Genomic DNA, 23,013 nt, shown 5'->3' on the forward strand with positions numbered 1-23,013 from the left:
AGCAATAGAGGTTCACTCGGCGGCTTCCAACAGAGCGCGACGAAGGGCGAAACCATCCGGCGTCTGGCTCTGCCGGAGCAAATGAAGATCAGCTTTGACCATCTCCGCAACAAGTTGGGGAAACGTAGTGGTGTGACACCACCCGAGTTTGGCCTTAGCTTTGGTTGGATTGCCGAGCAGCAACTCCACTTCAGTGGGGCGGAAGTAGCGGGGATCGACCTCGACCAGCACTCTACCAGAGTCGGAATCCACGCCGACCTCGTCGATGCCTTCTCCCCTCCAAGCGATCGTGCGACCGACTACCGCGAAGGCACGTTCAATGAACTCGCGAACAGCGTGCGTTTCGCCCGTGGCAAGCACATAGTCATCAGGCTCGTCCTGTTGCAGGATGCGCCACATTCCCTCGACATACTCACGGGCATGCCCCCAATCGCGCTTGGCATCAAGATTGCCAACGTAGAGTTTCTCCTGCAGGCCCAGTTCAATTGCCGCTATTGCGCGTGAGATCTTGCGGGTCACGAAAGTCTCGCCTCGGATCGGGCTCTCATGGTTGAACAGAATGCCGTTAGAGGCGTGCAGGCCATAGGCCTCGCGGTAGTTTACTGTAATCCAATATGCGTAGAGCTTGGCAGCCGCATAGGGGGACCGGGGGCAGAAAGGAGTAGTCTCGGACTGCGGCGTCTCCTGTACTTTTCCGTAGAGTTCGGACGTCGAAGCTTGGTAGAATCGGGCATTCTTCTCCAAGCCGAGAATTCGAATGGCTTCAAGCACACGCAGGGTGCCGATGCCATCTGCATTGGCGGTATATTCTGGAGTTTCGAAGCTGACTTGGACATGACTTTGGGCAGCGAGGTTGTAGATCTCGGTAGGTTGGACCTCGGCCATGATGCGGATCAGGTTCGTCGCATCCGTCATGTCCCCAAAGTGGAGATGGAAACGGACATCGCGCTCGTGAGGATCCTGATAGAGGTGATTCACACGTCCTGTGTTGAAGGAAGATGAGCGGCGCTTGATGCCGTGTACAATATAGCCTTTCGCGAGAAGCAACTCAGCGAGATAAGCACCGTCTTGTCCGGTGACCCCACTGATTAGAGCAATCTTGTCTGTCATGAATAATACCTAAGAAGTCGGGCCACATTGAAAACATCTATTGTCAACGACTAAGCTACAGGCCTTTTACTTCCCAGAAAAAATGGGTACTACTCCCAAAGACATCACCTCACTCGAATGCGCACCGCACGCTTGGCGCGGTTAGCAACCCGTTTTGCGCCAACTGCTTCCACTACGCGTGTCTCAAATTCTGAGAGGATCACATCCTTGGACCAGTGGGTCTCGGCACGCTGACGCGCATTTCCCCGCAGAAGGTCCCGCATTGGTTGGTTCGCGGCGAGACACATAATAGCTTCACAGAGCGCATTAACATCACCCGGGGGTGCGATAATTCCCGCATTTGCAATCTCATGGGCAATCCCGCTTCCCGGGAGCGCCGTTGCGATGACCGGACGTCCAGAAGCAAGCATCCCAGCAAGCTTTGATGGTAACACAAGATCGGCTGCTGCAGGGATTTGCGGCAGCAGGTGGATGTCAGCGGCGCAAAGCAACTCCGGCAGGAGTTCTGCAGGTTGCAGAGGTAGCAGTCGCACGTTGCCCAGGTCCTGCACCGCGTGCGCTAATTTCTGTTTTGCAGGCCCGGCACCACAAATAACGAAATGAATGTGGGACTGGCTCACCAGACACCGTGCCGCCTCAGCAAGGGTCATGACGCCCTGCTTCTCGGAGAGGCTGCCCGAGTATAGCAGAACTACATCGTTCTCACCCACCGCCCAATCTCTTCGATAAACTGAGGGGTCAATGTCGGGGCGAATAATCCCCGTGTCACACCAATTGCGAAAGATGAATGCGCGCTCCGGCAGTACCCCCCTCGTTCTCAGTTGCGATACCATCGCAGGGGATGGGGCACTCGCATGGTCAAAGGCGCGTAAAAATGACCGCTCCATGCCCGCCAGTACCCGAGCGAAACTCTTGCGTCTTATCATGCCCATCTGCAAGGCAAGATCGAGTTCGAAATCTTGAACATGAAGGAAAGAGGCTGCCCCGGTCAGCTTCGCAGCCAGAGCTGCGGCGGGCGCTGCCATCAGGTCGGGTGCCACTGCGACAATGGCATCGGGGCGGTAGGACAGCGCCTCAGCGAGAACAGCGGGTCCGCTGGTAGCCGCATAACTTGCAAGGTGCAACAAGCGCTTGAGACCGTTTGGGGAAGAGGGCACATAAAGCGGACACCTGAGGAGCGAAACATCTTTTCGCATCTCCCGAGAGTAGGACCAAGCTCGATATCCTTGCCCTACACGCCAGTGCGGATAGTACGGCGGCGCCGTTACGACATGGACAGCCCAACCCTTCTGAGCGAACCATTCCGCCATCTCGGTAGAATACTTCGGGATGCCGATTTCGTCCGGCGCATAATTAAGGGATTGGATCAGGAGACGCACGGGCCCCCTCCAAGGATTTGGATTTCGATTTTATATTAGGCACTTCAATTTCTCGATACAATCGATTTGTAATAAAACGCGCGCCAATCTCTTTTTACCTAGAGCCGGTGGCAAGAGCGGAGGAAATACTGTACGCAAGAGGCGCTGCTAACACTGGTATGCAGTTTGCGGCGCTTTGCTAGAGCGTCGGACGTGAAAAGTGGAAACCACCTTTAGGATTGAATCCGATGCTCTTTCCTAGCAGAGCGCATCGTTCTTGCGAAAAACCGGGTCCACTTTTCGCTAGTGCGGCCCGCCCGGTTCGCACGATGCGCTAGCGATAGCCCGAGAGGCTGACGCACGTACCGAGCGTAGGCACGTTGCGCGCTGTGACGTTTACTTCTGCCGCGAGCCGCTTGGAACTTTGGTCAGAGCACGACGGTAGTCCCGCATTGCAGGCCGAACCCACTGAAACGGCGCCGTGTGTGAACGTATCCGAACTCGTGTGAATGGGTTTGTTGTAATGGTCCAAACCTATCAAATTGGTCCATTCCGGAGACGGCTCTTTCGGGCAATGGACCTGAGGGGCGACAGTCATGGAGAAGACGCGGTACAGAGCGTTTAGACTCGGCATTTGGTGGAGCGGGTTGCTTTCCAAGCGCTCTAACCAGAGATCCCGAGCACCCGTGCGACGTCCGCCTCATCAGAGCTACATCACCTCATCCTTCGGAGGTATGAAACTGTCATAGTAACACCTCATGGTGCTCCGCTATGCTCGACATTTGCTGCGCTGTGTATTGAGCTAGGTATGAGATTGAGGGGCGCCGATAATAGAAGCTGACACCCTCCAGCAGCCCAAGTCTTTCAGGAAGAAGGTACCGATGGAAAGAGCAAATAGCTCCTGGTTACATCGAAGCCAAGCTCTCGCTGCAGCTCTCCTGGGCTTTGTCCTCATACTCGCTCCTATCACGTCCGTCCTCGCCTCCGAGTACCGGGTCAACATTGGTGACGTACTCGAGCTGTCCGCTGCAAGCATACCGGAGTTTCGCCATCGGGGGACAGTGGCTGTCAGCGGCGAGGTATCCTTTCCGCTGGTTGGTGAAATCCCTGCCCGTAACAAATCCATCAATGAAATTCTTAAGGTTATCCAGGAGCGGGTACCTCAAAAGGTGCTGCGACGCCGAGCTCTGGATGGGAGCGAACACGACGTCGTTATTGATGGCGATGAGGTCTCCCTCACCATTGCCGAGTATAGCCCGATCTACGTCAACGGCGACGTTGCAACCCCAGGCAGCTATCCCTACCGACCGGGGTTGACAGTGCTACAGGCAATTGCCCTTGCAGGCGGGTACGATACTATGCGGACCCGCATGGAAAACCCGTACCTTTTGGCGGTGGATCTGCAGAGCGAGCGTGAGACTCTCATGAATGAGATTGTCCGCCAGCAGGCGCGGATCGCGCGCGTACAGGCCGAACTTGGCCGAGACAGTCAGGAATCCGATATACCCGCTGTCTCACCTGTGGGCGCTGACACCAAGGCGCTTGAGGTCGAGCGCCTTGATGTACGGAAGAGCGATTTTGAAAAGGAAAGGCAACACCTCACAGAGGCCGTCCAATCACTGAGTGTCAGCCTTGACCTTCTTGGGAAGCAGATGCAGACCGAGGCAGAACGGGCCAAAATCGATCAGGAAGAGTTGGAGCGGGTGGAAGGCCTCGCCGCCAAAGGAATGGCAACTGTCGTTCGTGTGAGCGACATGAGGCGCTTGGTTCTGCTCTCCGCTAGCCGTGCAACCGAAATTGAAGCTCGATTTGAACAGGTAAAACAACAGCGGGCAGACGAACAGCGCAAACTGCAGAAATTATTTGATGAGCGCCGGATCGGGTTGTTGAAGGAACTGCAGGATGCGAAGTTGGAGCTCGCCGCAATCGTATCGAAGGTGTCAGCTGTGACGCAGAAAATGTTCATGGTTGGTGCTATTCGATCCCAACTCGGCCGCGGCGGCACCGGGGCTCCAGAGCTAGTCGTCGTCAGGAGGACGGACCAGGGCTCGGATCGCTTGGTGGCCACTGCGGAGACGGAGCTGCTTCCAAGGGATGTTGTTGAGGTCGCACTTCAGCTTGGTGGTTATTCCAGCAATGTTTCTAGTCATCACCCTGTGATCCGAGAGCATCTCGGTTCCCTTGAGCGGAGCGGCGGAAATCCGCTGACAGGGTTGCCGAATTGAAAGCTGACGAAATCGGATATTCCGGAATCAGGGAGCGCCGGCTTATACGTATCGAGTCTATGTGGTCGTCGGATTGTGGCCTTGTTTTGCAAGTGGCTTTTTCAAAACTTAGCCTATTCTCGGTGAGGACGGAGAAAGTTTGAGCAAAGGCGTTCACAGGTGCTATTGAGCGGCGAGAGGGCGGAGAAAGACTGCTTCATGTTTGAAAGCAAAGTCGGTGAAGGGAACTCGTGGGAGCGGCTTTGAATATGCACGACGTAATGTGCTGCCCGCTGTGCCTCCCATCAAGCCGGTGGTATCGCTCACTTCCCGGCAGGCGCACGTCTCGGTACTTTCGGAAATCGAATGCCACCCACGAGCAATCAGCCGACGGTCTGCTCGCGTACGCCCCATTTCTGACTATGTACCCTGGGCTCGGTCAGTCATTACATCGACAGGCTCGCACCTCCGCTTGGCACTGTGAGATATCGACCCTTGCCAGCCCGATCGAAATCAAAGGGCGACCTGATGAGGAGAAAAATACTTTCTACGCAAGCGAGAAAGCATCGCTACACCCTGATCATCGCCGACAGGCCACCTGACACATCTAGCCAAAGGCGCTCAATGGGCGCAACCAGAGCACCTACCCGTTGCTCTCCGCATCAACATCGACGCCATGCCTAGATCACCAGTATACATTGCTTATAGCTTTGCCAGGTCCAGGCTTGCTCAGGATCCTCGAATTCAGGTGCTGGAGAAGTTGGGCGTATTCGCCTTGTGTACGAATTTGTGCTGTGGCGCCCAGACGGGCTTGTCCTGGAGACGCAACGCCAATGCGGAACGCCGCCGACAGAAGTGCGGATTCTGCAAGACCGGATTACAGCTGCAAGCGCAACGCGCGAGAGCAATTGATCATAGGTGATGATATGGCCGAGACGACGGTACCATCATACGTGAATGCTGCAATTCGTGCTCTGAATACAGTCCTGTAAATGATCCTAGAACGTTTCCTCAGACGAACGCCTCAGACTTTGCGAATGTCAAAGATCCCGGAGGGCCTCAGACTTTATGTGGTAGGAGACATTCACGGTCGTGCCGATCTGCTGATCGAGCTCAAGGAGTTAATTGCTGTCGATCAAGAGAAGCATCCCGCACGTGATGCGAGGACAGTCTTCCTAGGAGACTACATCGATCGAGGGGCAGACACGAAAGGCGTGCTCGAAATCCTCTCGTCACAGCCTTTTCCTACGGAACTAATTCCCCTACGCGGCAATCACGAGGCGATGCTGCTCACCTTCCTCAGCCGGCATGAGGCAGGCCGATTGTGGATTCAGAATGGAGGCCTTGAGACCCTCCGTTCATACGGGGTTGATGTTAGTAGGGTGAGATTCGGGCGCGGCTTGCACGAGGCCGCAGTCCATTTCAAGGCGGTGCTTCCGACAGCACATCTGAAATTTCTTCAGGATTTGCGGTTGTCATTCACGGCTGGTGATTACTTCTTCTGTCACGCTGGGATACGGCCCGGAATTCCGCTGATGCAACAGCGGGAGGAGGACCTCCTCTGGATCCGTGCGAAGTTTTTGACGTCAACCAGGCAGCATGAAAAAGTCGTTGTACACGGTCATACACCGGTCCAGGAGCCTGAGCTGACACTCTATCGGATCAATCTGGATACAGGCGCCTATATGACCGGGCGGCTGACCTGTTTGGTGTTGGAGGGAACAACCAAGCGCCTTCTCGTAGCCACGCCCACAGGAGCCAACAGAATTTCTTTCCCGCAGGAGGAGTGATAGGTCGGAAGTCCCTGTCGTGCGGGACTGCAAGAAGTGCCCGGTCTTTGTTGCTTCTCGGATCATTCACTTACTGTTGCCAGGGCTGATTTGCGCTGTAGTCGTCCCCCGGAACATCCACCGGAATGTCGAATGCATCCAGCTGAGCCGCGCCTGTCTTTCAATGGAAGACGAGCGGAGCTTGCGAGTAATGCCTGCCGTACCTACCCGTCGATCTCTACGATGATGGTAATTGCATTGGCCAGAGCATCCCGGACCCAAGAGCGCGTATTCGGCTCGGGCCTGATCCTGCGCCTCTGGTGACAGAGCCCAAGAATGCAGAGCACTGGCGAGGCTGCAACGGCGCGTGATCCAGGTTCCTTGCGGCGACAGTTTATAGGACAGCTCCAGGAAGGGCAGGGCGTCAGCCACAATCTCAGGTCGGAAGCGGCTATACCAAAAGAAGCCCTCGTGGGAGTGACACGCTAAATCACCCGGATTTCCTGGCGTGCCGCGTTCAATAGGAGAGGGCCTTCTGGATGCGGACCCGATGCATAAGCCTCCTCTCTCGCACAGGCCATACAGGATCAGGACGAAGAGGAATGATAGTAGCTGTGGTAACTTCTCCCCTTGTATGCCTCAAGTTTCTTGAGCCTTGCCGCATTGGCCTTGTTGAGCACTGCACCGAGCAGCTTGCTGTGAACCACTTCGGCGGATCCCAAGGCCTCAAAGATAGCCTCGGGAGACGTTTGCCCCCACTCTATGACAAGGACGAAAGCGTCCATATGACGAGCGGCTGCTTTCGCGTCGACTACCGGGGCGAGAGGTGTAAAATCGACGATGACGTACTCGTAGAGGTCTCGGGCCGAGGCGAGGAGACTGGCCATTCGGTCTGACGCGAGGATCTCGCTTGTGTGGGCAATGGGGCTCTTGAGCACGGCCGGGAGAAAATCAAGTTTGGTGATCGGATCGTGCCAGACAGCATCGCTGAGCGTCACCCCACCAATAAGGACCTCGAAGATGCCAGCTTCCGCATACGGCGTCATGCGTCGGGAGAGGGATAGAGTGCGCAAGTCGGCGTCGATCAGGAGGACGCGCCGCCCGCTGTGGGCGATCAGCTGCGCCAAATTGGATGCTATGGTCGACTTGCCCTCGCCAGCCAAAGCCGAGACCAGCCCGATGACTTTGACGCCATGCGCTGTGGTGCAAGTATCTGCGGCCACCTTGATCGCCCGGATTGTCTCGGAGAAGCGGGAGAAGGGGGCGAGTACAACCTGACGGGCGATGCCAAGATCAGCCGTGATCGATCGAGGGCCAATCTGGGGCAGGCTGTCCCCCTCGAGCGGCGTGTGTGCCGAGGCCCCCTCAATCGCGGGGATCACGCCCAGGCACTCAACTCCCAGTGCCTGCTCAACCTGCCGCGCTGTCCGGAACACTCTATCGAGCCCTTCGCGGGCAAAAGCGATGGCGCAGCCGAGGCCGGCTCCAAGAACGACTGCGAGACCAAGCACCAGCTTTGTCCTCGGATGGGTTCTCTCTGCCGTCGCGGCCTCCGTGATGAGCCGCGCTTCCGTATTGGGGAAGGACTGCTGTTGCGTTGCTTCGACAAACCGCTGCAGGAAGTTGTCGTGCAAGGTGCGATAGGCATTCGCCGAGCTTTCCAGCAGGCGCAGTCCCACCTGGGCCTCCCGGGTGCCAGCTGACGCGACCGTGAGGGCATCCAGACTTGCCTGGAGGGTCTGTTCGCGGCTACGGGCGATCTCGTAATCACTTTTGTAGCTCTCGGCGATCCGGTTCATCTCGGCTTTCGACGCGTTCTGGATTTGCTGCATTTCCTTGCGAAGGTTCGCGGCCGCTGGGTGGTCGGCGCCGTACCTGGTGGAGAAGTCCGCCTCGCGCCGGGCTGCTTCAAGGTATTGCTGCTGGAGTTGATTCAGTACGGTATTCTGTAGGGAATCCCCGACGGCCGCATCGTCAATGCCGCGCCTGCTAATGTCGAGGATACGGTCAAGCCGCGCCTTCGCCTCGGCTGTCTGGGCCTTTGCCACGATCAGCTGTGTGTTGATTTCGGAGAGTTGCTGCTCGCTCAGGAGCTTTCCGCCCGCATCCGTCAGATTGTTTTTGTTGCGGAAGTCGAGCGTTAATCGATCCGCCCTCTCGGCTTCTTGGCGGAGCTCCTCGATTCTATCTTTGAGCCAATTGGTCGCCAACCTGGTAGCCGTATAGTTGGCCTGTAACTGATCCAGGATATAGGCTTTGCCGATGGCATTGGCGATGCGTGATGCCTTTTCCTCATCGAGCGACTGAAAGCTGATTTCTATGACGTAGCTTCGTCCCACACGCCGGACTGTCAAGTGGTCCTGAAAGTAATCGATGGCCCGCTCAATCAGGGCCTCCTGGCTCTGAGGCTCAAGAGTTTCCGTCTCAGCCGATTTAACCAAGGCTGTGATGGCGGACGTGAGTGAACCAGAGGAGCTTGTGACATCTCCTGTAAACTCAGGGTCTTTGACGAGATTCAACGTATCAATGACGGATAGAGCCACGGCCCTTGATTTGAGTACCTCAAGCTGGCTATCCACGGCAGGCGCATCGAAACTGAATTCGCTGAGTACGGACTGTTGCTGGAAGAGTTGTAAGCGCCGAGTATCCAGCATCAGCACGGACGTCGCCGTGTAGCGAGCCGGAGTCATAAAGAGATAGGCAACCGCAAGAGCTACAGCGCCCAAGATGAACAGTGCAATCACAGGCCATTGCCGCCGGAAGAACCCTGCGATCAGTGCTAAGTCGAGAAATGGCTCCTCCTGAGCGCCCACAACAGACCGGTGATCCCCAGAAGTATGAACAGTCGGCGGCGAGTGAAGGGCCTCGCCAATCTTCGAGTGATGGTTCAAGGCAAGATCTCCAATCTCCGCAACGTACCAATCACTCCTCCAGAGGGTAGAGACTATTTTGGGTAACTCCGGCTGTATTCGATGGACGATGGCATGATTGCTCCCGTACATAATGCCATAAAAGTGGAAGGACGGGACGGGTAGTCAGGTCTTCATGTGGACGCGAAAAACCGGTCCAATTGGACCCGTTCGAATAAAGGCGGGGAGCCGTGACACGTGCGTATCAAGCTCCAGTAGAGAGTGCACACAGGGCGCAATAGCGAAAGATAGGCAGCGGACTGGATATGCTATCCCGTTATGCCATAGCCATGGCTCTAGTTCTGGCGCCGTTTCCCTGGGGACCGGTCAAAGGAAGGTGGGTTCAGCGGTGGTCCACGATCCTTGGACTCGACTGGGCGACGGCCTCCTTCCGTAACCTCCATCAGGGGCATATGAAACTGCTAGCCGCAGGCCCCGGTTCGGCTGAGTGTAGATGGGGGTTCTCAGTTTGCAGACACTATCCGGATGATGGCTGGGGCGTCGCGGCCCGGCTGGGGTACTGCCTTGACCGGCAATTCGCTGTTCAAGGGCCTGCATTATCAGAAGTGGGAGTATTGCTGCGAGAACCGCCGAAGCGTCTCGTGTTTGCCGCTTTTGGCATTATCATCTGCTTTGCTGCCACACCGATGACGGCATCCTGGGCCGGAATTCTGTTGAGCCTGAACGCATTCGGCTGTGCGGTGGGCTGTTCCTTCGCCGCAGACTGACGGCCTATCCAATGTTGTACTGTGCGCAGGATCTCTCATCCTGATTGCTGGTATCTTCCTTAAGATGCTGGGTGGAGGGGCGTAGCCTATCCCCGGGCACCTCGGACTCACAGAGAGTGAACGAAGGGAAGCTTATTGCATGACCGTTGCGTTGATTCAGGATTACCCCTTGTTGGGGTGGAGCAGGGGGCTTTTGAGGAGGTCTTCCCCGCAATTCGCAGCGGCGTAGCGAGCACGCACATAGCTCTCGACGACAGCTCCGTAAGTTGGAAATGCCCCCTCATAGTGCGCATAAACCTTCTAGCCCGCCTCTTTGGGTTCCAGTGTGGTCCCTGTAGCCGATTGTGATGCGAACCCGTGAAGTAGGAGAATAGCAAGAGACAAATTCCGTGTGGCTGCTCTGGCGGTTCGCCATGTGATATCAAAATGCGAAACCCAGCACGAGGAGAACCTGGAGGGGCGTTGGAAATAAAGTATTTGTACCGCCCTGGGCCTTTGAAAAGCGATACTTAGCCAAGTTAATTGGAAACAATAACGGTTCAACTGATGCAACGGATCATCATCGGCGACGTAGTTCGTTCCAGTGATGACTGGGCGAGGTAACTAGATTGGCTCTGATCACGCCTCATAGGGACCAGAAACGGGTTGCGTGTCATGGCCGCATGACTAGAACTGCTCCTCAGTGTATTTTGCCCAGGCTCGAAGGGCTAGGGCGCCCATGCTGAGAGAGCGGTCAAAGGCGGTGGACCTGGTTCCCTCTTCAATACATGTCGATGTCAGCCGGCTCGTCGCTTGCTTCCAGCGCATCATGCGTCTGCTTGGTTGCGGATGTGTCGTGCTCATGCCGTGGAGGCTGCGCCGGCTAGTGCTTGTTCACGTGTGGAAGTACAGCCTCCATCGTACAAGCCACATCGGTCTCGCTTGGGTGTTCCCTCGTCGGCTGGTGCTGGGGGCCGGTGCCTCGATCGGGCACTTGACCATTTGTAGGAACCTCGAGCTTCTCCATCTCGATGAACACGCACGCGTCGGTCGTGGAAACTGGATAACGGGCTATCCGAAGTCGGGCGTGGCCTATCGGTCCGAACCATCTCGTCGGTCGGTGCTAGTGCTGCATAGTCACTCCGCCGTAACCCACCGGCACTTCATCGATTGTACCAATGCGGTGACAATCGGTGCCTTCTCCACTGTCGCCGGACTTGGAAGTCAATTCCTCACGCATAGCATCGACCTTGCTGAAAACGTTCAACGGTCACAGCCAATCACGATCGGGAAGTTCTGTTTCGTTAGCACGAACTCAGTGGTTCTTGGTGGCAGCGTACTTCCAGACTACTCTGTCCTTGGGGCTAAATCCCTGCTGAACAAAGCCTATGCCGACGAACTGACCTTGTACGGAGGGGTTCCGGCGAAGCCGCTTCGGAAATTGTCCTTCGACTATCGGTACTTCACCCGCAAAACTGGGTATGTCCTTTGAAGCCTTCAGTTTTGAGCCCTCCATATGGGTTCTTGGCTCGGTTGGCAGGGCTCTTCATCGGAATCCTCCTTGGCCAGGGCACCGTGTTCATCGTCCAGACCATGTTGGTGCTGGACGGCAAGCTGGCGGTGACCGCGTCGTTCGGCTTTGCCCTTGCGGCCCTCTCGCTCGTCCAATGGACTGCGGACTGGGGCGGCTTGGTGCTCCTCGCACGGCTCGCAGCACAGAAGACAGACTTTGGCCCTCAATGGGAGGCATCCCTTGGCCGCCTCGTGATTGCGGTTCCCATCACTCTAATCCAATTGAGCCTCATCTGGTTCTATAATGGATTGGATTCACTTGCGTGCGGTATCCTTATTGGCGGTATCCCGGTCGCGCCAGTATGGGCGATGAACTTGTCTGGCTATCTCGACGGACATGCCCGGAACGCTCTGAGCGGTCCGTTGGCGGGACTTCCGTGGTCGGCAGCGGCCTTGGCAGCGTATTGTATGCTCCACACAGGTGAGGCTAGCTATCAGGCCGGTCTTGTCATAGGCATGGCCTATTCAGCCGGCTGTTCGGCCTGTGTCATTGCCCAATATTTCATTGCCCGGAGTATCCAGCCCGCTGGAGTATCCGGCAAGGTCACCAAGGAAGGCATTCTCCGCTTCATCTCTGGCGGCGCAGCCTATTGCATGGCCGAGTTTCCGAACCAGTTCTATGCTCGCGCACTCCTGGTGATAGTGTCCGAAAGCCTCGGCCAGGAGGTCCTGGGAGTATACATCTACCTCCGTCAGATCATCTCTGCTTCGGCGCAGGCCATCGGGTTGATCAAACGGGTGGAATTTCCGCGTTTCAGCCGCGTCGTAACCGAGCGCTCTTTCCGATTGAGGGACGTCCTCTTTTCTCAGGGGATAAGCCTTGGCTTTTCATTCTTGGCATTCCTGGCGTCACTTATCTGGGCCGTCTGGGACCCTATGATTATTCCTAAGCTATCCAACGTTGCGCTTTACATGCCCTTCTTTGCTGCAGCACTTCCAATGTGGGCCATCGCGGCAACCCTCGGCCAAGTCCTGATTGTTCAAAATCGCGTCAAGCTCTACTCTGCTGTCATGCTCTGCAGCATTGCCGTTTCGGCTACGGCCGTGGTGGCCCTGACAGGAGTTATGGGCCTCACATTTCTCGCGTTGGTAGATGTTGTCATGTTTGCTGCTCAAGCTGGAGCCTATTATACAGCAGCGTTTCAAAGATATCCTGCCAAGTAGATAAGCTGTGGGATCGCATGGGTGGCCGGCATCATCTCTATAAACACGTCACCGCAGCGAGCTCGATCCAACATTACGGCCGCGCCTTTCCGGGTGGCGCTAGGCTTGTGCTATTAGCTGATGCGCGCGACGTCATGTGGACCAAGCGATCACCAAAGCAGATCCGATTCGGCGTTTCGGAAGGCGGGCGGGCGCACGGCGGATTTCCTGGGCAAACCGTAGTCAAGGGATAGCGCGAGAGGAAATAGGTACTTGCGCGAGGGTCCATGGACTCCATCCCCGCTACACCGATATTGCCACACGTTTGGGAGGCCCACTGCTGTTCGTCTGTATCGGAAACAGATAATATAAACGAACGGGTGTTAAGAAACGCACCGCCACAGTGCTTGGACGAGCACAAAGTGAATTCCACAAGGTAGTTGGCTGAGGTCCGCTCCCCTACAACAATGGGAACAGACGCGTTTCAAATAAAAATAGTGGCCATCGTAGCGGACAGGCACCTCCAGAATATTTTCAAAGTATCGGTTGAGAGTTGGAAGCGCGATGAAAGCCATGAAACTGAAAGCTGTGAGTAGGCGGGCAGCGAAACTGGGGCAACTCCTAGCTCACCCAACCTATAGGAGTGGATTAATTCACAAAGTAGCTGCAGCCGTCGAGCACGAGGGCGCATTGAGGCATCTGTCGATAGCGTCACTAATCGATGTGGGCGCCAATTGCGGACAGTTCTCGCTTCTTGCTCAAGCGCTCTTCCCGGACTTGATAATTCACGCATTTGAGCCGCTTCAGCAACCTGCCAGCACTTACCGGCGCATTTTTCAACAAAATCCCAACATCCAACTTCATCACTGTGCTTTAGGTGAGAGCGCTGAGCTAGTGGATTTTCATGTTTCCTCTCGAGCAGATAGCTCATCCCTGCTGCCGATTACAGATAAGCAGGAGGAGATTTTCCCTGGAACAACTGAAGCCGCCATCGAGAAGGTTCAGGTAGTTCAAGGTGATCAAATCCTGAAAGGTCTCTCGCTGCCGGCTCCCCTGATGGTAAAACTAGACATTCAAGGCTATGAGCTATTCGCTCTAAAAGGTCTCACCAACACCCTTAAAACGACTGCGTATATATATTCTGAAGTATCTTTTATAGAACTCTATAAAGGACAACCACTTGCCCGAGATATCATCGCTTGGCTTGCGAGCCAAGGTTTCTATCTGGACGGAATATATAATCTGGTTACCACTGACAAAGGGCTCTCCGTGCAGGCTGACGCTCTGTTCTCGAACAGGCAGTTCATTCTATAACAGCCGTCACGGCAGGTTTCTTCTGGAACCTGTTTTGCAACCTACTGTTAACCCTGTCCGTCACGAATGAACCAAATTGCCGAGAGCATTCCTTGAAGAACTAAGATCGAGGCTGAAGGTGTCCGGAAAGATGATGTCGGTTATCGTAGGGCCTTTCCCTCCGCCGATCCAGGGAGCGGCAACTATAAATGCAAAGATATCTGATCACCTAACGGAACGTAGTGTCTTCCATCTCCGCGTAGATGTATCTCCCGGTACCCTTCAAAGAGGCTGCTCGTATCATGCTGAACGATGGACCAAGGTATTATATGGATTATATAAGTTTATAACCATAGGTATAGGCAAGAAATGGCCGCTCGGTAGTTGCCTTATCTCGGTTGATGGTGGACTTGGCATATACTACAACGTAATGTTTGCTACTGTAGCAAGATTACTCGGCATCAGGATATTCCTTTATCATCATAGCACCAGCTACATTGTTAGGAGATTGCTCCCGGTATCTTTATTGATCAGAACGTCTGGAAAACGAGCTGTGCACGTAATGTGTAGTCATGTAATGGCTAAAGATCTCGGTCGACGCTATTCCGTAAAAAGTCGATACATGGTGATCAATAATGCTGCTTGGGTGTCAGGGCTCCGCTATCGCAGCAGTCCGCCTGACTCTTCGTCAGTAACTCTAGGTTTTTTAAGTAATATAAGTGAGGATAAGGGCATATTGCGTGCGATAGATACTTTGCGGGAGCTTCTAAGAAGGAATGTCGACGCCCGGTTGTTGGTGGCTGGGGGCTTATCGGACGAACGCGCAGAATCAATCGTGCAGGCTGCAAAGGCTGAATTAGGGCGGCACTTCCAGTATCTTGGACCTATCGGGACAAAGGAGAAAGAGCGCCTGCTAGAAACGATAAATTATTTTCTCTTCCCCTCGACATATGCACACGAAACCCAGTCTCTCGTTGTACCGGAAGCTCTTGCAGCAGGAGTACCAGTCATTGCTGTAGATCACAGATATGTGGGAGAGGTTGTCGGACTTGGTGGACACCTGGTCGCGGCCAACGACACCTACAGTTTGGAGGCTGCGAAATGGATCTTGGCCGGAGTCGGGAATGTGGCTCTGGAGCATTCACGACGCGCTAGCGCGCGAAACCAATTCTGCAAGCTTTCGGAAGAGTCACGAAATGACATTTCCAAGCTCGTGAATGCCTTATCTGGCCGTAACTCGGATGATGTACAGATTGGATTCGAAGCGGTTGGCTTTGATCGCACAGGTGGCTGAAGCATTCTTTCGCGGAGCGGATTCCGTTCGCCGTTAAAATGCGCACGAGCCAAAGAGAGGAGTCGTTTCCCGTGCAGGGAAACCGGCTCTGGCTGATATCGCCCAGTCAGTACGCCCCTAAAGGGTAATCCTCTTAGAAATTTCAAAGCAATAGAACTTTTGAAAGAATTCGATCACAGTCATTACACCCTCATGCGCTGCTGCTTTGAAGAACAAGCGCGCAGGTTTTTCTAAAACAATGATGCGCCTTTGTTTACTCCATTCCGATAGATCAACGTGGAGATTTGCTTGAAACACCCTAGCTTCTTAGCAAGGCGCCAGCCTGAAAGACTTGTAGGTGGGTTCGACCGGTTCGATGGAACTGTGCAGTTTTACCAGCGTGTACGGAGCCTATTGGACGATGAAGCTACGGTACTGGATTTTGGCGCAGGGCGTGGCGTTTCGCACATAGATGATGATGTCCCGTATCGGAAAAACCTTAAAACTATCAAAGGTCACGTCAAAGAAGTGATTGGAGCGGATGTTGATCCGGTGGTTATGACGAATCCCTCCCTTGATCGCGCTGTTCATATTGGGCCGAATGGAGAAATTCCTCTTCATGATGCTTCGATAGACCTTATCCTTTCGGATTGGACATTTGAGCATATTCCCGATCCCGTAAGCACATCTCATGAACTTGACCGCGTTCTCAAGCCCGGCGGACGGATTTGTGCGCGAACGCCCAATCGCTATGGTTACATCGCTCTTTCAAACCAACTCATTCCTGATAGCCTCCGCAGGCGCGCCCTGAAATCCGCGCAGCCCCATCGCAAAGAGGAGGATGTATTCCCGGCAGTATACAGGATGAACACAAAATCTGATCTATTGAAATTTTTCCCGTCCGAACGTTTCAAGCACTTCGTTTACACGTGGGATTCTTCGCCATCATATTATTTTGGAAGCAGATTCATGTTTTCGTTCTGGTCCACGATACACTGGTTAAGCCCTCCTGCTTTCAGGACCGTTCTCATGATTTTTATTCAGAAACGCGGCAATTTGCCGTGAGAGGGGACAGCAATAGCCTTTAGCGCCGCGAGGTTCGGAGTCATTGATATTCCATCAACTATCTGCATGTGCACGGCACTCCACGTGTCACTTCGCACCGTCATGATACTCCTTACGTCGAACTCGCAGGGCATGCTTTTCAAGAGCGCGTTCGAATGTGCAACCGGCCAATTGTAGCGGCCAGTTGCGCGACGGACCTTGACCTGGGAGTACTGATGGCGGAACGCACTTTTGACACCAGGGCCGTGTTGCCACACATAGTCCGGTAGGATCTGTACAGATGAAATTGCGGACTAAGAATCTAGTGTTTCCCCCAATAGGGGGCATGCGCAAGCCAATCATCAGCCGCATCAATTCTCTTCCTATAATCGCGAGTGCTTTCATAGTATATTGTTTTCTAATGATAGCCGTTATTGCGTTTGTAGAAGTTGATCCAGAGACGAGATACGAGTTGATCGTCACCGGTGAGGCAACCAATTCACTTCTGCAGCTGATAGCCGTTGCTATTGTTTTTGGGGCATTCTTGATTGCTACAGCAAAACGAGTCTTCGGGCCCGCGTTGCGCCGCGAGTTTCTGATCTACCTTTCCATTGGAGTGTTGGCTGTGACAGCGGGGCTCGGTGGGATAGGAAACGACGGCTTCTTTATGCAAAACGTCCAGTTAGTAATGACCCTCGGCTTCTTCATGATGGCTAGGGTATTCTGGCTGCTCCCGAGCGAAAATGTAGCTCGCTGTCTTCGTCTGATCTCCTGGGCTTTGTATGGTCTGTTGGTAGGGATCGTGCTGGTCAGGGGGCTCCCCGACAGCAGGTGGTACGGAATGCTTCAGCCAAACCATTTTGGGAGATACGCCTTTGTCGCCTTAGGGCTGCACACCTTGTCACGGAAGCGAATCTCGCCGCCCTTTGCTGCTTTAGCAGTTGCCTTCTGTCTGCTGGTTTCAGCAAGAACGGTCCTTGGTGGCGTTGTCGCATTTACTGCTATGTGTCTCTTCTTCCCTTCAATGGTACGGGGCATTGTGTTTGCAGTTGCTGGTGCCATGGTGGGATTTGTCTTGCTGGGAAGCGCGGTCGTCTTCGACTTCATCAACGCCGATGTATTGCTGGATGTCTTTGAGCTCACAAGCGACGAACGAGGGTTCGGATCAGGTTTTACCGGACGCGCAGATGTATGGGCAAGTTTCTTATCGCAAATTGACGGGTTTATTTTCTACGGGCTTGGCTTTAGGTCGCAGCGCTATATTGATGTCGTTGTTCACAGTGGTATCTTGTCATATTTCTTGGACTTCGGCCTCATTCCCGGTCTCATCATTCTGTTAGTCGTAATAGCACGGTCGCTCTGGCTACTATACAATGGCCGAGCTTACGGGGATTCTCAAGGGTGGGTAGCAGGTGCGTTCTGCATAACAACGCTTCTGATCCAATGCCTTGAACCCGATAACTTGAATATCGGCTTTCTAGGGTCGCTCGTGTTTCTCCTAGTCCTGGCCTATCAAGTGCCGTGCAGAGACGCACTGCCACCGCAAACCTTCGATTCTGCGGGTAGGAGATCCATTGTCGGCAAATCGCGTTGGTTGGGCCGGTGTGCGTTCGGGAGTCGTTTTGAACGATTGCGCTATTAGGAGTTCCGTATGCTGACACGGCGAAGCCTGGTTCATGGTCTCAGCGCTATGTCGGCTAGTCTAAGCGCGCGAGCGCAGCACCCGGGGTTTATTGTCCCCGACCTGGCAGCTATTGGCAGCGCCACTGCTGCGTTACAAGCAGCTCATGACTATTGCTGGAATGCGGGAAGGGTCAGAGGTGGGGTACTCTTGCTGCCTCGGGAGTATGAGATTGACGACCCTGACCGAGACGGAGTCGGTCTCCGATGGATGGAAGGTGTACCGCTCGTTGGTGCTGGGCTTGCCTCAAAGCTGACGACGCGGGAGCCCAACATTACTATACTTCGGAGGATCGGTGCGCCTGTAAGCGGGAAAGGCTTTTTCCGGGACTTCAGCATCGATGGTGCAGAGCTTGCCAAGACATGCCTGGAGATGTTCGGCGGGACTTACGACGAGGTACAGAACGTGAGCCTTCAGCGCGCTCATCGACCTTTGGTGATAGACGCCTCCCAGAACCTAACCCTCCGAAATGTTGCCGTAGAGAGGGCGACTGAGTATAACATCACGGTATTGAACGGAGCTGGATCAGTCACCTTTGATCATTGTTGGGCGAATTTCGGCGGCATAGGTCACGTCTATATTGGCAATGACCCAAACTACCCTGGATGGGAGTTGGGTCCCGGAACATTTGAAGAGTTGAATGCTGCCTATCGCGTCCCATCACTGATCAAGTTCGTTGGGGGCGTATATGAGCGTGAGCTCGTAGCGGGGCGTTTGCGGTGCTCAATCAGAATTGACGTTGGTGAAAACATAATTGCACAGGGGGGAACCGAGTTCTGGGCTGCGAGCACAAGTGAGACCATCGTCGATAACGGCAGATTCCGGGCACGGGCAGCATTCTCATCGCCAAATTCGTTTGTGGTTACCGGCACGAACGCTCTCGGTCGCATTCTACCCGGTCGCTTGGTTCGGGTGTATGCGACAGACGTGTATGACGGATTCGGGGTTATTGAGGCTGTCTCCGAACGAGGGCAGGGGACAGTGGCGGTGACGGTGCGGATGGGAGACGGAGAGTCCATACCGTTGCTTACAAGCTGGGTCGAGTTCGGCCGCTCTGATGACCTCCGTGCGTGGCACACCACAGGCAAAGCCGAGCCCCGGATAGGACCGAGTGCCACGAGATTACGGGACGTATATTTCTACGGAGGTGAGCTTAAAGAGCCATCCATTCGGAACGGAGGAGAAAATACAATCATAGACGGTGCGATGTTCCTAGCCTGCCACGGTGACTGGGTGGAAACAGGCGAGACGATCAATATAATTCGGCCGAACGGGACCCTGAGATCCGGTCGGCTTGTGGCTCGGCACATTCTAGGGGAGGCAGTGGGTCGCAATTCCATCATTTTTGATCCCCTAGCTGGCGAGCAGAAACCAACGCAGGGACGCACTATCTCAGCCAAATAGAACCAAGAATGACCGCGGTTCGCTACATAAAAGGCAGTCAACATCGCTTTGCCTGACTGCCTGAGCCTGAGCCTATACCGCACCGAGTAGGACGCGCACTGAATGGCCTCACCCTAACGAAGAGGCCTATTCCAGCTGAAGCTCACGAGTTCCGGCTGCGGCGAAAGCTATGAGAGAAGAAGTGTAGCGTGTGGAACTCCGAACTCAATCCGATCGAACAGCTCTTTTCCAAGCTTAAGGTGCTGCTGCGAAAAGCGGCGCACGTAGCAAGAAGGCAATCTGGGCTACCATCGGAGAACTGCTCGATGCGTTCCCGTCCGAGGAATGCTGTAATTACATCAGAACTGCGGATATGGGCCCCTCTCAATCGAATCTGCTCTAGGCTTTCTGCAGCTCTGCATCCGTGAGGACCACGACTTTGGTCTTGTTGACCGGGTCGGCGATGAGGCCGTTCTCGTGGAGCCGTTCTATCGTTACCCCGTTGAAGCCCTCCCAAGCCCAGCGCTCGTCATGCAGCCTCAGCCACATCAGGCGAGAACTTCCTCGTCGAACTTGTCGGAGCCAACCTCCATGCCGCCACTTGGCCATACCACAACCGAGGATTCCGCGAGCCTCGGCAGACGCCTGACTAGCAGGCGGACCGCACAGCGTTTCTGCCGGGGGATAATGATTGGACGTTAACACATTCACACCAGGGCAATCGAACGACAATAGTTCGTTGAGTATATGTACGAGGATTATTATGTTTCCCGCATGGTAGCGCCTGCGATGAAAGTGATAACCTACGAGTAGATCCCCCTGCAGGCAACCGCGCTTGGCGACGTGCTTTTCTGAGCACATGCTCCGGGCTGGATTATCGAAAAACTTGGAGCGAAACTCTGCTATCCACTTCGCCCCCATATAGCTCATAAGTGCTACTATAAGAACTTCTGAGGTATGCTTACTACTAACTACGTTGAATAGCTGCTAGGAAGATTCAATCCTTACCTTGAGATGTACTGTCCTGATCCTAACAGTGAAGCGTAGGACGACAAATGTTCTACGACTCCGAAGGGGCGGCAATCATGCAGGCTCAGAAAATTCAGACCCGAGGTGCAATCTCATGAATGCTCAGGAGAGTCTGCTGCTAAAGCACCTAGTGCATGGTCCACATTCGAGAAGCGCGAGCCCCCTGTGTAGAAGTGAGTTTTACGAAATGTGTCTCATCATCAATGAATTACGCCACGTTGCAACGTAAAATGAACTCTAGTCAGCCGAATTAAACAGTGGGTGAGAGTTCGCTCAGGATCACATCAATTCAAGACACCTTGGGGGTGATATCATGCGCATCTTAGTAGCCGGGGGGGCAGGCTTTATCGGTTCGCATCTCGTTGATCGCCTGCTGCTTCGAAAGGATTGTACCGAGCTGCTCGTTGTCGATAATTTCTGGACTGGTCGACGTTCGAACCTGTCTCACATCACGGATCCGCGTCTTCGGGTCTTAGAGGCAGATGCCGAGCGTCTCCCCGACGTTGGAAAGTTTGACGAGATTTACCATCTCGCGTCACCAGCATCGCCACCATGGTACATGCAAGAGCCGCTGCGTACGATCAAAGCGAATGTACTTGGAGCGCTCCGGTTGCTGGATGTGCTGCAACCAGGAGGCCTGATAGCCTTCACGTCCACCTCTGAGGTCTACGGCGACCCTCTGGTGACGCCTCAGCCTGAGTCCTACCGCGGCTCCGTAGATTGCACTGGCCCACGGTCGTCCTACGATGAGAGCAAGCGATGTGTCGAGGCGCTCCTCTTCGAGGCGCGACGAATACACGGAACACGGATAAAGGTCGTGCGTCTTTTCAACGTATTTGGCCCTCGGATCCGCCCGGACGACGGTCGGGCGGTATCTAATTTCATCTCGCAGGCTCTCAGAGGTGAGCCAATCACGGTATATGGGAATGGTCTTCAGACGCGGAGCTGGGGCTACATCGATGACATCATCGATGGCCTCGCGCGATTTTTCTGGCAGCAACCCAGCGAATATCCGGGTCCGCTCAACTTGGGCAATGATCGCGAAATTCCCGTAATTGAAGTGGCACGTTATGTCCAAAAGCATTTTCCGAGCAGTCCGATTGTTCATCTGCAACCTGTCCCACAGGATCCAACCAATCGCCGGCCCGACCTGACGATCGCCAATCGCGAGCTCCCTGGCTGGTCATGTCGAGTTCCCTATGAAAATGGCGTAGACAAAGTTATTGCCTGGTTCCGTAGCAACGAAGAATTTGCTTCGGATGGCCCCGTTCGGCAGTTCTCCGTTGAACTTGAAGCGCCTCACCAAATGGATGGAAAATTTTCCGTCCAATCAGTCACGCATTGAATCTCCGTTTACGATAGCACCGACATTTTGCTGATCAGATGCCGAACGAGCCTATAGATCAAAATCAAAGCAGATCTGCATCCGTCATCATTCCGGCCTACAATGCGGAGCGGTTCCTGGAGCGAACCCTGCGATCTGTTCTGGCTCAGGATTATGAGGACTTTGAGGTCATAGTTGTCGACGATGGCTCGACTGATAGTACAAATGATATTGCCTCGAAGTACAGCAAAATCGACCACAGAGTGCGCCTTATCTCGACCTCTAATAGCGGGGTTGCGGCAGCGCGCAATACCGGTATCTTTGCAGCAAAATCTGAATTTATCGCGTTCTTGGATGCAGATGATCTCTGGCATCCTGCCAAGTTGCGCTTGCAGATATCAAGCCTGTGCGACAAGCCCGAATGCGCTGCAGCTTACACTTGGCACCTCGAAATTGATGAGAATGACGACGTGCTGCGCCCATATGATAACTGGCAGTTCGACGGGTATATTCTCTGCAGACATCTTTGTACATGGCCGGTAGGCAACGGCAGCACGCTGGTTGTCCGGCGCCAAGCAGCACTCGCAATCGGGGGATTCGATACCGATTTCGTCAAGCGCGATTGCGGAGGGGCCGAAGATCTCGACTTTGAATTGCGCCTAGCGGAGAAATACAAATTTACTTGCGTGCCCAATTTCCTCGTTGGCTACCGAAAGTACGATGGCGCTATGTCTAGCAACGGCGAGAGAATGGCCAGGTCCGCTGTTCTGGCAGTCAGTAGAGCTCTTGAACGAAATCCCGCGTTGCCGTCTAAATGCGCAAAGGAAGCGAGAACCAAAGTCCTAAGATATGCCGCCGGTGCATGCGGCCTGTCTGTTGTATCTCTGCGGTATATGCTCCCGCTTTTTAAGCTCGACATCTATTATGGTTTCCGGGCCGTTGCCGCGAAGGGGCGCTTCATTTTAAACTTTCTGCTGCAGAGCGGTGTACGCCCAGACCAGAAGCAAGGCGCGGTTAAGTTTTATGGATGGGCCAATCATCAAAGTCAGAACACCAGCAGGCTGCCGTGCAGACACTTAGATCAGCTTAGGAAGTACGATCAGATGCTTGAGCTCGAATGGAGTAAGCCTTGGGATGAGGGTGCATGTTAGCCATATCGTAAAAGGTCAGATGGAGGGAGGATGTTCATCCGCACGAGGCAAAAGCTGAAAATA

General features: G+C 54.3%; 13 protein-coding genes and 1 pseudogene. 10 read left to right on the forward strand and 4 right to left on the reverse strand.

Features of this window, described 5'->3' with window-relative positions; genetic code table 11:
• Window positions 1-12 precede the first annotated feature (12 nt).
• Both gmd and AB8841_RS04490 read right to left on the reverse strand, forming a co-directional pair.
• Window positions 13-1,110, reverse strand: a complete 1,098-nt coding sequence (gmd, locus tag AB8841_RS04485; RefSeq protein ID WP_370434641.1) for a GDP-mannose 4,6-dehydratase — start codon at window positions 1,108-1,110, stop codon at window positions 13-15.
• A gap of 104 nt (window positions 1,111-1,214) precedes the next feature.
• Window positions 1,215-2,489 carry a WcaI family glycosyltransferase gene (locus AB8841_RS04490; protein WP_370434642.1) on the reverse strand — a complete coding sequence of 425 codons (1,275 nt, stop codon included), beginning with the start codon at window positions 2,487-2,489 and terminating at the stop codon, window positions 1,215-1,217.
• A gap of 860 nt (window positions 2,490-3,349) precedes the next feature.
• On the opposite strand from AB8841_RS04490, the gene AB8841_RS04495 reads away from it, so the two are divergent.
• Both AB8841_RS04495 and AB8841_RS04500 read left to right on the forward strand, forming a co-directional pair.
• Complete coding sequence (locus AB8841_RS04495; RefSeq protein WP_370434643.1) at window positions 3,350-4,693, forward strand: polysaccharide biosynthesis/export family protein; 1,344 nt, start codon at window positions 3,350-3,352, stop codon at window positions 4,691-4,693.
• Between the two features lie 1,016 nt (window positions 4,694-5,709).
• Entirely contained in the window at window positions 5,710-6,462 is a 753-nt protein-coding gene (locus AB8841_RS04500; RefSeq protein ID WP_370434644.1) for a metallophosphoesterase family protein, read from the forward strand.
• Between the two features lie 566 nt (window positions 6,463-7,028).
• On the opposite strand, the gene AB8841_RS04505 is transcribed toward AB8841_RS04500, so the two are convergent.
• Complete coding sequence (locus AB8841_RS04505) at window positions 7,029-9,332, reverse strand: polysaccharide biosynthesis tyrosine autokinase (protein ID WP_370434645.1); 2,304 nt, start codon at window positions 9,330-9,332, stop codon at window positions 7,029-7,031.
• Between the two features lie 2,300 nt (window positions 9,333-11,632).
• Here AB8841_RS04505 and AB8841_RS04510 point away from each other — a divergent pair.
• The 6 genes from AB8841_RS04510 (at window position 11,633) to AB8841_RS04535 (ending at window position 19,467) form a co-directional block, all read left to right on the forward strand.
• A complete protein-coding gene (locus AB8841_RS04510) occupies window positions 11,633-12,793 on the forward strand; it encodes a hypothetical protein (RefSeq protein WP_370434646.1) in 1,161 nt (386 codons plus the stop codon).
• A gap of 543 nt (window positions 12,794-13,336) precedes the next feature.
• The gene (locus AB8841_RS04515) at window positions 13,337-14,086 is read left to right on the forward strand and encodes an FkbM family methyltransferase (RefSeq protein ID WP_370434647.1); all 750 of its coding nucleotides are present in this window, start codon (window positions 13,337-13,339) and stop codon (window positions 14,084-14,086) included.
• A 601-nt stretch (window positions 14,087-14,687) separates the two neighbouring features.
• A complete protein-coding gene (locus AB8841_RS04520; protein ID WP_370434648.1) occupies window positions 14,688-15,359 on the forward strand; it encodes a glycosyltransferase family 4 protein in 672 nt (223 codons plus the stop codon).
• 363 nt (window positions 15,360-15,722) lie between these two features.
• Window positions 15,723-16,403, forward strand: a complete 681-nt coding sequence (locus AB8841_RS04525; protein WP_370435535.1) for a methyltransferase domain-containing protein — start codon at window positions 15,723-15,725, stop codon at window positions 16,401-16,403.
• A gap of 325 nt (window positions 16,404-16,728) precedes the next feature.
• Window positions 16,729-18,024 (forward strand): hypothetical protein, encoded by a 1,296-nt coding sequence (locus AB8841_RS04530; protein WP_370434649.1) that lies wholly within the window; start codon window positions 16,729-16,731, stop codon window positions 18,022-18,024.
• Between the two features lie 249 nt (window positions 18,025-18,273).
• Window positions 18,274-19,467: a hypothetical protein gene (locus tag AB8841_RS04535; protein ID WP_370434650.1), complete on the forward strand. Its 1,194-nt coding sequence runs from the start codon at window positions 18,274-18,276 to the stop codon at window positions 19,465-19,467.
• 378 nt (window positions 19,468-19,845) lie between these two features.
• On the opposite strand, the pseudogene AB8841_RS04540 reads toward AB8841_RS04535, so the two are convergent.
• A pseudogene (locus AB8841_RS04540) lies at window positions 19,846-20,039 on the reverse strand (DUF6429 family protein).
• A gap of 746 nt (window positions 20,040-20,785) precedes the next feature.
• Here AB8841_RS04540 and AB8841_RS04545 point away from each other — a divergent pair.
• Both AB8841_RS04545 and AB8841_RS04550 read left to right on the forward strand, forming a co-directional pair.
• Entirely contained in the window at window positions 20,786-21,820 is a 1,035-nt protein-coding gene (locus AB8841_RS04545) for an NAD-dependent epimerase/dehydratase family protein (RefSeq protein WP_370435536.1), read from the forward strand.
• 38 nt (window positions 21,821-21,858) lie between these two features.
• A complete protein-coding gene (locus AB8841_RS04550; RefSeq protein ID WP_370434651.1) occupies window positions 21,859-22,950 on the forward strand; it encodes a glycosyltransferase family 2 protein in 1,092 nt (363 codons plus the stop codon).
• The last annotated feature ends 63 nt before the right edge of the window (window positions 22,951-23,013 follow it).

This window comes from Microvirga sp. TS319 (assembly GCF_041276405.1).
Lineage (GTDB): Bacteria > Pseudomonadota > Alphaproteobacteria > Rhizobiales > Beijerinckiaceae > Microvirga.

Excerpts from the sequence above, each read along its gene's own strand:
- gmd (WP_370434641.1), bottom strand. The coding sequence starts at position 1,110 with ATGACAGACAAGATTGCTCTAATCAGTGGGGTCACCGGACAAGACGGT.
- AB8841_RS04495 (WP_370434643.1), top strand. The coding sequence starts at position 3,350 with ATGGAAAGAGCAAATAGCTCCTGGTTACATCGAAGCCAAGCTCTCGCT.
- AB8841_RS04500 (WP_370434644.1), top strand. The coding sequence starts at position 5,710 with ATGTCAAAGATCCCGGAGGGCCTCAGACTTTATGTGGTAGGAGACATT.
- AB8841_RS04515 (WP_370434647.1), top strand. The coding sequence starts at position 13,337 with ATGAAAGCCATGAAACTGAAAGCTGTGAGTAGGCGGGCAGCGAAACTG.
- AB8841_RS04520 (WP_370434648.1), top strand. The coding sequence starts at position 14,688 with ATGGTGATCAATAATGCTGCTTGGGTGTCAGGGCTCCGCTATCGCAGC.
- AB8841_RS04530 (WP_370434649.1), top strand. The coding sequence starts at position 16,729 with ATGCGCAAGCCAATCATCAGCCGCATCAATTCTCTTCCTATAATCGCG.
- AB8841_RS04535 (WP_370434650.1), top strand. The coding sequence starts at position 18,274 with ATGGAAGGTGTACCGCTCGTTGGTGCTGGGCTTGCCTCAAAGCTGACG.
- AB8841_RS04550 (WP_370434651.1), top strand. The coding sequence starts at position 21,859 with ATGCCGAACGAGCCTATAGATCAAAATCAAAGCAGATCTGCATCCGTC.